At 57.1% G+C, this 12,099-nt stretch carries 11 protein-coding genes; 7 read left to right on the top strand and 4 right to left on the bottom strand.

Annotated features, from left to right (window positions below; genetic code table 11):
• Positions 1-411 precede the first annotated feature (411 nt).
• Positions 412-813, bottom strand: coding sequence for a hypothetical protein (locus tag IVA82_RS43895; RefSeq protein WP_247493912.1), 402 nt, complete (start codon positions 811-813; stop codon positions 412-414).
• Between the two features lie 64 nt (positions 814-877).
• Entirely contained in the window at positions 878-1,387 is a 510-nt protein-coding gene (locus tag IVA82_RS43900) for a hypothetical protein (RefSeq protein ID WP_247493913.1), read from the bottom strand.
• A 453-nt stretch (positions 1,388-1,840) separates the two neighbouring features.
• On the opposite strand from IVA82_RS43900, the gene IVA82_RS43905 reads away from it, so the two are divergent.
• A complete protein-coding gene (locus tag IVA82_RS43905; protein ID WP_247493914.1) occupies positions 1,841-2,329 on the top strand; it encodes an NAD-binding protein in 489 nt (162 codons plus the stop codon).
• Here the strand turns inward: IVA82_RS43905 and IVA82_RS43910 are convergent.
• Positions 2,292-2,606, bottom strand: coding sequence for a hypothetical protein (locus IVA82_RS43910; protein ID WP_247493915.1), 315 nt, complete (start codon positions 2,604-2,606; stop codon positions 2,292-2,294). The two genes, IVA82_RS43905 and IVA82_RS43910, sit on opposite strands and share 38 nt — an antisense overlap.
• Before the next feature lie 430 nt (positions 2,607-3,036).
• Here IVA82_RS43910 and IVA82_RS43915 point away from each other — a divergent pair, with 430 nt between their 5' ends.
• Positions 3,037-3,762 (top strand): FkbM family methyltransferase, encoded by a 726-nt coding sequence (locus tag IVA82_RS43915; RefSeq protein ID WP_247493916.1) that lies wholly within the window; start codon positions 3,037-3,039, stop codon positions 3,760-3,762.
• Between the two features lie 1,386 nt (positions 3,763-5,148).
• Here the strand turns inward: IVA82_RS43915 and IVA82_RS43920 are convergent.
• A complete protein-coding gene (locus IVA82_RS43920) occupies positions 5,149-5,295 on the bottom strand; it encodes a hypothetical protein (RefSeq protein WP_247493917.1) in 147 nt (48 codons plus the stop codon).
• A 507-nt stretch (positions 5,296-5,802) separates the two neighbouring features.
• On the opposite strand from IVA82_RS43920, the gene IVA82_RS43925 reads away from it, so the two are divergent.
• The 5 genes from IVA82_RS43925 (at position 5,803) to IVA82_RS43945 (ending at position 11,790) form a co-directional block, all read left to right on the top strand.
• Positions 5,803-6,255 (top strand): (2Fe-2S)-binding protein, encoded by a 453-nt coding sequence (locus IVA82_RS43925; protein ID WP_247493918.1) that lies wholly within the window; start codon positions 5,803-5,805, stop codon positions 6,253-6,255.
• A gap of 2 nt (positions 6,256-6,257) precedes the next feature.
• Entirely contained in the window at positions 6,258-8,579 is a 2,322-nt protein-coding gene (locus IVA82_RS43930; protein ID WP_247493919.1) for a molybdopterin cofactor-binding domain-containing protein, read from the top strand.
• A gap of 88 nt (positions 8,580-8,667) precedes the next feature.
• The gene (locus IVA82_RS43935; RefSeq protein ID WP_346659692.1) at positions 8,668-10,455 is read left to right on the top strand and encodes a PQQ-dependent dehydrogenase, methanol/ethanol family; all 1,788 of its coding nucleotides are present in this window, start codon (positions 8,668-8,670) and stop codon (positions 10,453-10,455) included.
• Between the two features lie 67 nt (positions 10,456-10,522).
• Positions 10,523-11,143 carry a cytochrome c gene (locus IVA82_RS43940; RefSeq protein ID WP_247493920.1) on the top strand — a complete coding sequence of 207 codons (621 nt, stop codon included), beginning with the start codon at positions 10,523-10,525 and terminating at the stop codon, positions 11,141-11,143.
• Complete coding sequence (locus tag IVA82_RS43945; protein WP_247493921.1) at positions 11,140-11,790, top strand: hypothetical protein; 651 nt, start codon at positions 11,140-11,142, stop codon at positions 11,788-11,790. The genes IVA82_RS43940 and IVA82_RS43945 overlap by 4 nt, the downstream gene beginning before the upstream one ends.
• Positions 11,791-12,099 lie beyond the last annotated feature (309 nt).

The following is a 12,099-nucleotide window of genomic DNA, read 5'->3' on the forward strand; positions in this document are numbered from 1 at the left end:
CTTGGGTGACCCATCCCAGCTCTCCATGCCGAAAAACGAATCTCCCGAAAATACCAGCAATTCCAGGATCAAAGATCGCGACTTTCTGACTCAGTAAGACTAGAGCTAGGGGTTGTCGATTGATCTTGCAGCTGACGAGCGTTCGCAGGGCAACTGACAGATCGCGCCTCGTGCCAAGGCACTCTTTGGACGGCCGCGATCCACCGGGCCGGCGCCCTCGCCGAAAATTGGTGATGGAGAAAATCGGAAGGGCGGCACATCGTGGGGGCTTGACGCCTCCACTTCTCCACCCAAAGAGCGATATCCCACGTCCAGCCTTCCGCTCGTCATGTTGACGGCGCTTTTTCACCTTCAAGAGCGGATTGACCTCGGGATTTTCGATCTTTTCCAGAAGCTTCCGGTACTAGCTGATCAGACTGCCTCGTAGATTTCGCGTTTCTTGCCCGCCTCTGTCACTGACATGACGGCGTGCGAGAAAAAATCCTTCAGCCGCTTGCCGAACAGGATGAGCGCACCGGCCGTCACCTGCTCATTGTCGGGTCCGCTTACCAAAAGACCTTGCTCAGGCATAAGCGCGCGCAGGGTGTCGCGCGTAACCGGCGCACGCCCGAGTTTTTCGCAGTAATCCCGCAGGACGGATGGCGTTAGATCCAGATCGAGATCGTCAAGCGAAGCGCCTGCGACCACGCGTTCGTCAAACGCCTGCACCCGCGAAACTTGCGCAGACGCATCGCTAACGGCTGTGTAGCGGTCGTGCCCTACCAGTTCTTTGCCGAGGTCGGCAATTAGTTCGTCGAAGCCATCTGTCCTCAATAGGCGGAAATTTGTGCCGAGCCTCCGTGCGAGCGACTCGGCATAAGGACGCAGCGTTTCGCCATCACGAATGCACTCTTATATGTATGCCGTGAGGAAAATCGAGCCACCCTTCCTTGTTCTGTGCAAAGATGCCTTCCTCGGCTCCGCGATAGCCGATGAGAATAATCGGCGCGGCGTCGAGCACTGGCCTGAGCAGTGATGCGAGGTTGGTATCGGGAGCGCCGACTTCGCCGGCGGCGTTCTTGTCCGGAATATTGCTCAGCGCGTCCTGCAACCAGACGAGCTGACATTTATTGAAGACGTTGAACTGGTCGTAATTACCGGGGGGCGGTTGACTTCGTGAACCATCACGGATGTGAGTCTGCCGCGCCTTCAGAGCGTCAGACAGAGACGAATCGAAATTCGCTGTCAGGATAGTGCGTACCAATCCCCGCATCACAAAATCTGAGAGGACCTGGTAGCCGCTGCTGATGTCGTTGTGCGGCCTTATCAGGTGCCTGGAGCAGGGGCGCAACGGATCGAGACTGCTTGCCCGGTTGGTACGAATCTCCTTGTGACCAGCGCACACCATTTGTTCCGAAGAACCTATGATCGGTCGAAGACCGACTATTCAACGTCGCCCCCAAAGCTGCACAGCAGAAAATTGGGCTTATTGGATTAGGGCGCATGGGAAGCGGCATGGGTATCAGCCTGTTGCGCCACCAAATGGAGTTACATATCAAGGCCAACAGAACTCGTTTCGGTGCGGATCGCTTGATTAGCGCGGGTGCCCCTGAACATCCTTAGATCACGGAGCTGGCGCAACATGTAACTGCGGTCGTGCTATCCTTGCCTTCAAGCTGCGAGGTGGAGGCAGTGTGCCTTGGGGAAAATGGACTGTTCGTCCATATGCCGCGGGGAGGTTTGATAATTGACTGCACGACTTCTTATCCTGCTTCGACGATCGCGCTGGCTGAGGAAGCTCAAGAACATGGCATAAGCTTCATAGACGCTCCAGTAACACGGAGCCCCGAACAAGCAGAGGTTGGCCTTCTCAAACGCGATGGTCGGATCTAATGAAACGCGTTTTCCTGTCGCTGAAAGCATTCTTGCTGCATTTCGTGAGACCGTTCTTCATATCGGCGATGTCGGACAAGGTCACAAGATCAAACTTGTCTACAACAGCATGACGATGGGCATAGCGGCGGTAGCCGCGGAGGTCTGCCAATTTGCGCACGGTCTTGACCTCGATCTCGTAATGCTCCGCTCTTTAATCGGTCGCGGCTCTATTAATAGCGGAATATTCCAAGCTTTCGTGGCCTTTTTGTTGGGCGAGAAACCCGATGTCTTGGCAATATCAATTGCGAATTCGGCAAAGGATATCGAGTGCGCTTTGCGCTTAGCAGGCGAGAGTGCAGTGTCGGTGCTGGTCTTGACTGCTGCGGCGCAAAAATTCCGTGTCTCAGTTATGGCGGGTAAAGGCGAGCGAGCTGACGCTAGCTCATTTCTCCGGCCCTTAACGGTTTCGCTCTGACTGCGGAGCGAGCGCAGACCGTCCCTTGCGCGGTGTAGCTGGCGGGTCCGGGAGCCTCTTGCGCAATTTCAGAGATAATCGTGCGGATCGCTTCATTCTGACGGGCCAAAACAGGAATACGCAAGAGCAACCGCAAATTGCCGTCTAGCATCCAATTTGGAGTTCGACCCACCGCGTCTTTCCAAAAGCGCGTGATGTGGAATGCGGCGCGCCGAATTTGACGAAGCGAGGAAATGCCCTCGGTGCCGACAAGCGTGATGAGATTGGCGAGGCACATGGCCTAACTCCCGTCCAGTGCTTTCGAGCGAAGATCAGCGTCGGGTAAGGTATGCGGAGCAGGTCAGTACCATCCAAGACACTCTTGTCGATCCCTAGCACTTTTGCCTCGGTCATTTATAGATGGTCGTAATTGTGAGCCTCGATGCCAGATGTCGTAGCGCAGCTCATCTCAATCAGAGTTCGATGTCGGTTTAGAGGTGAGGCTTCCACCTCTCTATGCAGGTCAGATAGATCGCATCGATGTCGCGTACCCGACAAAATGTTGCGACCATTCCAGCGGACATGTTGGCACGCATGCGTGTTTCACTCTCGCTACGCGGGCGAGCACGGTATTCGACGTGGCACGCCGATTGCTGGGATGATGAGCAAAGAGCCTACGGTTGTAGTGACCGTATCGCAAGATTGCTGGTTACGTTGGCGGTGAACCTGTGCATTCCAAGTTTGAAAATCAGTCCATAATTCAAGAGGTCGATAGGCTTCATCTTCCGCAGTCTCGGATCAAGCACTTCGCCCCGGTTAGCTATGCCCAAGCGGGCGAAGACATCATTCTGGAAGGAATTTTGGCTGCAAGACTCTGCAAAAGCCTAAGATCTTGGGACAGTATATTCTATGTCGAGATCGGAGCCAACCATCCCATATCTACCTCGAGTACCTATCTTATGTACGAAAGGGGCGCGCAAGGTGTTCTAGTTGAACCCAATCCTGAGTTGGGAGCGCTGATCCGGACTGCGCGCCCGAGAGACGTTCTCGTGCCGGCAGTTGTCTTGCCTGCTCCGCAGGCCTCCGCCACGCTCTTCATCGGAAACGCCCATGAGCTTTCATCTGTGGACGAAGCACATGTTAAAAGTTTTGGCGACTTCGACGGCTTAGGAGGTATCCGAGACCATATCGAGGTGAGCGCTGTGGGTATTAACGAGCTATTGATCCCATACTCCAACAAGGTCGACTTCTTGTCTATCGATTGCGAAGGACTGGATCACGATCTCATTAAAGCGATTGACTACGAGCGTATCAGACCTGCTGTCATCCAGTGCGAGCCAAGCGAGCATTTTCTGAAGGGCAACAGGGCTCGTATCATCAATTTGATGGAATGCAGATCATACCGGCTTGCTGCAATGACCGACATCAACGTCATCTTCGAGCGATTGACCTAATGCAGCCACCCAAAATCAAGCGGCCAAGCTTTACCATCGGCTGCGGCTCGCGGGAATATTTTCGAAATCGGTGATCTTCGGGCGAAGTGGTTGCTACATTCGATAGGCAGGATGGCGGTGGCGAGATCGTCCTGGTGTCGCCGCGGGTCGAGGAGGGGAGCGTTGTGGAGCGGTGCTTGATTTTAGCGCAGCATTCGGCCTAGGCCGCAGGGATACCGGCTTAGCACTCCAGAAATCTCTTTGTAGAACCTGATAAGGAGCTATGCGGGAGCGTGGGGAATGACGGCCTGAGATAGGCCGCGTATCGCGGCGGGTGTCGAGCCTGCCAGAACCTCCCAATGAGAGCGATACGCCATGGATGCGCCTAGCAACATTGGCCCGCTTCGTCAGCCCGACGATCTACGCTCCACTGACGGATACCCTGCGTGTCGTGCGCAGCAGCTTCTGGCACACGGTATTGAGATCGAAGGTGAAACATTTCTTGCCACGCTGAAGGACTTGAGACGGGCGCGCCCGTGTCGTCCGGCATGGTCATGGCCCGGCGGACGATCCAGGCCGGCATCGCCCCGGTAGGCGCTGGCGGCGTTGCTGGGCAAACACTCCCCAACCTGTCGCCTGCGGTGGTCTCCGGATTGACGACCGCGTGGCAATGCGAGTGAGCGCCGGTAGAGGGGCGATCTGTTGGCCGGCCATAGTGTACGTATGGGCCGATGGCCTCTTCCTTCAGGCCCGCATGGAAGGCGGGGAATGTATGCTGGTGCTGATGGGCGTGGCTCCGGAAGGCAAGAAGGAGCTGATCGGCTTTCAGGGCGGCGTGCGCGACAGCGCGCAGAGCTGAGTGAGCTCTTGATCGACAGATCGACATTGAGCAGCGCCGGTTGCGCGCTGGGCTTCTGGGGAGGCGTTCGACGAGATGGGACGCGGCATCAGCGATGGTCCGTGCACAAGACCTTGAATGTCTTACAAGGTCCCGCTCTCGGTGCGAAGGTGCGGGCCACCATGAAGATGGCTACCGCGCGCCCAATCAGGGCGTCCGCCGAAGCAGCGATCAACTTCTTCGCCGAGAAATACCACGCCAAGTGCGGCCGGGCGGTCGACTGCCTGGTCAGATCGCGACGCACTTCTGACCCTCTACGACTCCCCTGCCGAGCATTGGGCATCATCTGCCCTCGATCCGATCGAGGGCCTATTCGCCATAGGTGACACCGGACCGTGCGCACCAAGGGCTCATTGGGCGGCTGGGGCTCGCTGACGACCCGTAGCCAGGACTTGGCGCCATTAGTCTGCTCAGTCCAGGGCGCAAGGGCTGGTGCAGGCTAGTTTTACTCGTGCCCGGCCCAGATCGTACGCGAGTCACGCGATGAGAGTTGAAACGCTGCGTGACACTCAAAAACACTGCCGCAGCTTCAGCAGCATCGCCACCGAATGCCGCGGCAATTCTTTTAGCACGTTCTTACTCGCCGAAGCGCAGGCGTACGTGTTGATTTCCATGCCCATTGACACTTCCAGAATCTTCAGAGCTTTCCAAGCCATTCAGGCTATCCCAAGTATTGAGCGCGATAGCGCGCGGGACATCACCTTGGGCTGCAGGGCCGGTCGCGCAATCCTGGCGTCAGGCGCAGAGCTTGTTTCTTTCGCCTCGCATCAAGTCCCTGATCGCCGCTTCCATCGAATGCCCGTCTAGGACGTTTGATGGATTTTGATCATCACGGAACGCGATTGTGAGCAGCCACTTCGGTATCACTCAAGCCTGCGGTTTCGATCTCGAAAGATCGGAAGCTATTTTAAAGCCATAAAAGCTGAGTCAAGACATAAAACGGGAGGGACGAACGACAGCCACGGAATGGCGTGCGGGGCCGATCATTGTCCAAGTGACAAGCTTCGCTCCTATTTAACCCGATTGATTGCTGACGATAGCTACGAGGCTGCGCGTCTTGGAGCTCGGGAAGTGTTGTGCGCCTCCCGGACGTGCCGCTGCCCACAATCGTCGATCGCTTGGCTTGGAAGCCACAAAGCGCCCCATCTGGAGGAGGTCTGGAGATGAGTATTGAGCTCACGATAAACAAGACATCGTGCACTGTCGACGTGTCTCCGGATACGCCGCTGCTGTGGGTGCTTCGCGATGTGATCGGACTCACGGGCACTAAATATGGGTGCGGAATTGCTCAGTGCGGCGCCTGCACGGTGCACGTAGGCAGCGATGCAATCCGCTCGTGCATCACGGCCGTAGGTGACGTCGCGAAACCAGTCACCACAATCGAGGGGTTGGATGCAGAAGGCAATCACCCCGTTCAGCGGGCATGGCGCGAGGAGCGCGTCCCGCAATGCGGTTATTGCCAGGCAGGACAAATCATGCAGGCCGCCGCTCTCCTTGCCGAGATGAAGAACCCCTCCGATCAGCAGATCAGCGACGCAATGGCGGGGAATATATGCCGCTGCGGCTGCTACCAGCGGATTCAGTCTGCGGTGCGCATAGCCTCAAGGGGGGTCTAACGATGAACGTGCATGCGCCGAGAACCTCGTCCAGTCCTTGCGTAAAAATCGAGAACGTTAGCCGCCGTCAGTTCCTTCGCTCGACGGCCGCTGTGGCCGCCTTCGTTCTCGCTGCCGAGATCTCTAGCCTCGAGCCGGGTCTAGCATACGAAACCGGTGGCGCTCAGATGCCGCATAATGTTGTCAATGATCCGCATGTCTTCGTATCGATTGATTCGTCGGGGATCGTTTTGATTACGGCCCACCGTTCCGAGATGGGCACAGGGATTCGAACGTCACTTCCGATGGTGGTGGCGGACGAAATGGAAGCGGATTGGTCGAAGGTCCGTATAGTCCAAGCGGTCGCCGCTGAGCCGCGGTACGGCAATCAGGACACCGACGGCTCTCGTAGCATGCGTCACTTCTTCCAACCGATGAGACAAGTCGGCGCGGCGATGCGCCAGATGCTGGAGCAAGCGGCGGCAACACAGTGGGGAGTTGCCTTATCAGAGGTTCAAGCGGCCAATCACGAGGTGATACATCGATCGACCAGCCGCAAGCTCGGCTACGGTGAACTCGCCGAAGCCGCGATGGACTTGCCGACCCCGCCAGCAGAGAGCCTCAAGTTCAAGCCTGATAGTGCTTTCCGGTATATGGGACAGGGCAAGATCCCAATCTATGACTTGTTCGACATCACTGTCGGCAAGGCGGAGTACGGATATGATGTCCGCTTGCCGGGCATGAAATACGCCGTAATTGCCCGTCCTCCCGTGGTCGGCGGCAGGATAAAGTCCTTCGACGCAACAGATGCCCTCAAAATTCTAGGCGTCGAAAAGGTCTTGGAAATCAAGGTCAGCTGGGCGCCGCCTGCCGCATTCTCACCTCTTGGAGGGATCGCGGTGGTGGCTACGAACACCTGGGCGGCCATAAAGGGTCGAGAAGCCCTGAAGGTCGACTGGGAAGACGGCGCAAATGGGGATTACGATTCCGCCGGATATCGACGGCAGATGGCCGAAGTGGCGAACAAGCCGGGTCGTATCGAGCGCAATCAGGGAGATTTCGACAAGGCGTTCGCGGCCGCGTCGAAAGTTCTATCCGCGGAGTATTACGTGCCGCACCTCGCTCAAGCCTCGATGGAACCGCTGGTTGCGACAGCGGCCATTCGCAATGGCGAGTGCGAGGTTTGGGCTCCGTTGCAATACCCGTTTGGCGCGCGCGAAGCATTCGCCAAGCTGCTCGATTTGCCAATCGAGAAGATCAAAGTGAACGTCACTCTTCTTGGCGGTGGCTTTGGCCGAAAGTGCCAATCGGATTTCGCGCAGGAAGCCGTACTGCTCTCGAAGGCACTCGATGGCCGGCCGGTTAAGCTCGCCTGGACGCGAGAGGACGACCTCCATCATGGCTTCTATCATACTGTCACTTATTCGCGCTTAGACGCAGGGGTTGACTCATCGGGAAAAGTGATTGCATGGCGGCATCGTTCGGTGGCGCCGACCTTGTTTGCGAATTTCAAGCCTGACCCGAAGCGCGAGCAGGCTGTTGAACTTGGGTTGGGGCTTACAGATGTTGCGCTGGACATCCCAAATATGCGCGTCGAGACTGGCGAAGCGGCGGCGCTGACGCGAATTGGCTGGTTTCGGTCAGTCAACAACATACCTCATGCGTTTGCCGTACAATCCTTTATCGCAGAGATCGCACAGGCCTTGGGGAAGGATCCCAAAGACTTCCTCCTCGAAATCATCGGGCCCCCACGACAGCTTGAGCTTGAGACACTCGGGGTGACGGATCCGCTTTGGAACTACGGCGATCCGTATTCAACCTACCCCATCGACACCGGACGGCTCGCGAACGTGGTCAACTTGGCGGCCTCGCGTGCGAACTGGGGAAGATCGCTTCCAAAGGGAAGCGGGCTCGGAATCGCAGCACACCGGAGCTTCCTGTCGTACGTGGCGACAGTTGTTGAAGTTGGGGTGGATCGTCAAGGAAAGCTCATCATCCCGCGCGTCGAGACTGCTATCGACTGCGGTTTTGCCGTCAACCCCGAGCGGATTCGGTCCCAGATTGAGGGGGCAGCAGTCATGGGGCTCAGCAATTTCATCGGCGAGATTTCGTTCAAGAATGGCCGCGCCGAGCAGAGCAATTTTGATGACTATCCGGTGGCCCGCATAGACAATGCGCCGATAAATGTGCGTGTTCACATCGTTCCGAACGGTTCTGACGTGCCCGCGGGCGGTGTCGGCGAGCCGGGAGTGCCGCCTTTTCTGCCTGCGCTCTGCAACGCTATTTTTGCGGCCACGGGCAAACGTATCCGTTCCCTTCCGGCAGGCAATCAGATCCGAGTCTAGACGCTCAGGTCCAATCGCGATCGCCTCGAACCGCGATCGAGCTCGAACACAATCAACAGAACAAATTACCACTAGAGGAGCGACAAGGATGTCCAAGGTAAGCAGGACAAAAGCTGGAGTTTGGGCGACGATCAGCACGATCGTCGGGATAGGCGTAATGGCAGGTGTGCTTGGGAATGCGGCGGCTGCTTCGGATGAAACGACCGAAAAGCGGCTTCTCAATGCCACGCAGGAAACGAGCAACTGGCTGCATCACCACCGCGACTACACGGCACAGCGTTACTCACCGCTGAACCAGATCAATCGCAATACGGTCAAGGGGCTGCACGTTGCCTGGACAATGGCTCTGGGCGGCATCGAGGGTGGCGGTATTTGGAGTCATGGCGGCCTCGAAGGAACTCCGATCGTCGAGAACGGATTCATGTATGTCACCGACGGGTGGGGATCTGTCTATAAAATCGATCTTCACGGGGCGAACGGAAATCTGGTCTGGAAAATGGATCCGAAGACCGACCATGACTGGGCCGGTGCCATTGCTTGTTGCGGCGTTAACAATCGAGGGGCTGCGCTATGGGACAATTTTGTAGTCTCTCATACCCTCGATGGGCGATTGGTCGTGACCAACAAGGAAGACGGCAAAGTCGCTTGGGAACGCAAAGTAGCCGATCCAGACAAGGGCGAGGTGATCACTGGCGCGCCATTGATCGTTAAGAACATGGCTATCAGCGGCGTGGCGGGTGCCGAGTACGGCATCCGCGGCTGGATTGCCGCCACCGATTTGAAGTCTCAAAAGGAAGTATGGCGAACCTATACGACTCCAGGAAACGGCGAACCGGGCAACGAAACCTGGAAGGATAATCATGATGCCTGGAAGACGGGTGGGGGGTCGACCTGGGTGACCGGCTCCTACGATCCCCAAGCTCAGTTGATCTACTGGGGCGTCGGCAATCCTGGTCCAGATTTTGATACTGAGTACCGTCAGGGCGACAATCTTTACACTGATAGTACCCTTGCGCTGAATCCGGACACCGGAAAGATCAAATGGCACTTTCAGCACACACCGAATGATCCGTTCGACTATGATAGCGTCGCGGAGAGAGTGCTGGTTGACATCCCTGTCAAGGGAAAGGCGCGCAAGGTGGTCCTTGAAGCCGATCGCAACGGCTTCGGCTATGCGCTCGACCGCGCCGACGGCTCTTTCCTTTGGGCAACGCCCTTCGTGAAGAAGGTGACTTGGACCAAAGGCATTAACCCCGAGAGCGGAAAGCCGATTGAGTATGATCCCAGCAAATCAGTTCAGACCTATGATCCTCAGGTGACGCTGAACCGGAAGAACACGCATGTCACCGTTTGTCCCGGACATAACGGTGGCAAGAACTGGCCGCCCACCGCTTACAATCCAGAACTGACGACCTGGTACATCCCCGTCATCGAGAGCTGCGACGAACTGGACAACAAGGAGACCAACGCTGGCGATTGGAAGGCGCGCGAGTTCTTCACAGGTGGCGGTCCAGTCGTGAAGCTGCCAATAACGGGGAGCGTAACCGCCATTGACGCTAGCACTGGTAAGGTTACCGGCAAGTATGAGACCAAGTACCCGATGCTGGGTGGGCTGCTTGCAACGCCCGAGTTGGTGTTCGCCGGCCATCCATCCGGAGAACTCTACGCGCTCGATGCCAAGACTCTGAACAAGGTATGGGAATTCAATACCGGTGGCGGCGTCAACGCTCCCCCCATGACGTTCTCGGTCGACGGAAAGCAGTATATCGCCATCCTCGTGGGACTTGGTGGCGCCTGGGACAAGTGGAACCTCGATTCCACAAAAGGCCTGGAGAAAGTCCCGCCGGGCTCCATGCTCTACGTCTTCGCGTTGTGATCCGCTGCGGGGCGAAGTGGGGCACACCTGGGTGCGCCCCACTTCGTCAATGGTTCAAGAGGAAAGAATGGAATCGAAGGTTGTGCGCCTGAACCAGCGGGCTAAAGGCGCGCTGCGCTTTGGCGCGATAGGTTTGACCGCAGGTAGTGCTTTGGCCTTTCTCGCGACACGAGATTTGGCTCGAGGCGAAGGCGGCACACCGGTACCGGGGCAGGTTATCAACGGAGCGCACCATGCGCTCGATGAGGGCCAGCGCATCTACGAAAAGGCAAATTGCGTCGGCTGCCACAAATGGCATGGCGGTGGAGGCGGGGGCTATGGTGGCGCAGCGCTCTCGTTGCGAGCAACGCAGCTCACCCGAGATCAAATCGTCGAGGTCGTCCATTGCGGACGGCCAGGAACAGGAATGCCGCGGTTTGATCGCGACGCCTACAAGGACTACCGATGCTACTCGGACATCACGGCTCAAGATCTCGGCAAGGACTTGCCTCCGGATGCGGCTGCGTTTCTCCGGCCGAAGGAGATCGAGAAAGTCGTCGACTATGTTCTGGAGCATATCAAAGGCAAGGGGCCGACAAGTTATCAAGACTGCAATGATTTTTACGGAGAGGGCTCAAGGGCCTGCGAAGTCTACAAGAACATCCCGTTAAACTCGCAGGCAGCCGGCACGGAAGAGAAGAAGCGATGACCCGAACACCATCAATCTGGACGGTGCCACTGTTGCTTTTCTTGGCCGTTCACGGTGCCAACGCGGCTCAGGCGGCCGACTTGCGCGACCTGAGCCTTGGGATGCACGTCGCTAACATCCAGCCTGAAGAGTATATCAACCTTTCTTGTGCCGCTAAGGAAGGAGCCAAGCTAAAGGGCTGGAACGACTTTCAGGCATGTCCGGCTGATCAATCGGGTTTGCACGTTCTCTCGTTCCATTTGAATGACGAACTCAATCCGTTGGCGGCTCTGAGCGACAAATATCAGGGTACGAAGATCGGCGGTCATCCCGTGCTGCTGACGGGGCTCATCGACGGCAGCGGCGCGTTGGAAGGTATTCGGATCGACACGGATCCGAACGCACGTCCTTTCTGGCGTAAAAAGGCATATCTGCTGGCACTCATCGTGAGAGCTCGATACGGGGAGGCCGGGTGGATTTGCCGAGAGGCGAAGCCCGACGAAGGAGACACTCCAGTGGGCGGTCTGCTTATCAAGGAGCACTGCGAAAAGCACTCAGACCGCCGTCACTTTATTCTGGATCGGGAAGTCTATCGCCGCGCCGGCCAGCCTTTGCAGGACTTTGTCAATGCGACGCACTTCATCATCGAACAGACGGTGGACCGCTGAACGCGCATTGCGAAGAACGTACTACAAACGCCCTTGGAGTTCTGCGGTGTACCTCCATCAGACCAGGACTGTTGTTGTGAGATGGTGAGCGGCATCGGTAATGGGCCAGCATCTCTACGAGAGAGCCAATAACCTGCGGGTTTATCTGGCCGACGTGCTGGAGCGTATGACGTCCGATCGCAACGGATCCGCTGGCAGACCGGGCTCGTCGTACTCGTCCGAGGACGGCCGTCTTGCGAGTTCATCCGGTCTGTAGCTGACTGTCGGTATGGATATCCTTACTGATAGTCGCCAAGTGCGTCGCCTTGA

Source organism: Bradyrhizobium sp. 142, from assembly GCF_023074015.1.
GTDB lineage: Bacteria > Pseudomonadota > Alphaproteobacteria > Rhizobiales > Xanthobacteraceae > Bradyrhizobium.

Excerpts from the sequence above, each read along its gene's own strand:
- IVA82_RS43900 (WP_247493913.1), bottom strand. The coding sequence starts at position 1,387 with ATGGTGTGCGCTGGTCACAAGGAGATTCGTACCAACCGGGCAAGCAGT.
- IVA82_RS43910 (WP_247493915.1), bottom strand. The coding sequence starts at position 2,606 with ATGTGCCTCGCCAATCTCATCACGCTTGTCGGCACCGAGGGCATTTCC.
- IVA82_RS43920 (WP_247493917.1), bottom strand. The coding sequence starts at position 5,295 with ATGGCTTGGAAAGCTCTGAAGATTCTGGAAGTGTCAATGGGCATGGAA.
- IVA82_RS43945 (WP_247493921.1), top strand. The coding sequence starts at position 11,140 with ATGACCCGAACACCATCAATCTGGACGGTGCCACTGTTGCTTTTCTTG.
- IVA82_RS43930 (WP_247493919.1), top strand. The coding sequence starts at position 6,258 with ATGAACGTGCATGCGCCGAGAACCTCGTCCAGTCCTTGCGTAAAAATC.
- IVA82_RS43940 (WP_247493920.1), top strand. The coding sequence starts at position 10,523 with ATGGAATCGAAGGTTGTGCGCCTGAACCAGCGGGCTAAAGGCGCGCTG.
- IVA82_RS43925 (WP_247493918.1), top strand. The coding sequence starts at position 5,803 with ATGAGTATTGAGCTCACGATAAACAAGACATCGTGCACTGTCGACGTG.
- IVA82_RS43935 (WP_346659692.1), top strand. The coding sequence starts at position 8,668 with ATGTCCAAGGTAAGCAGGACAAAAGCTGGAGTTTGGGCGACGATCAGC.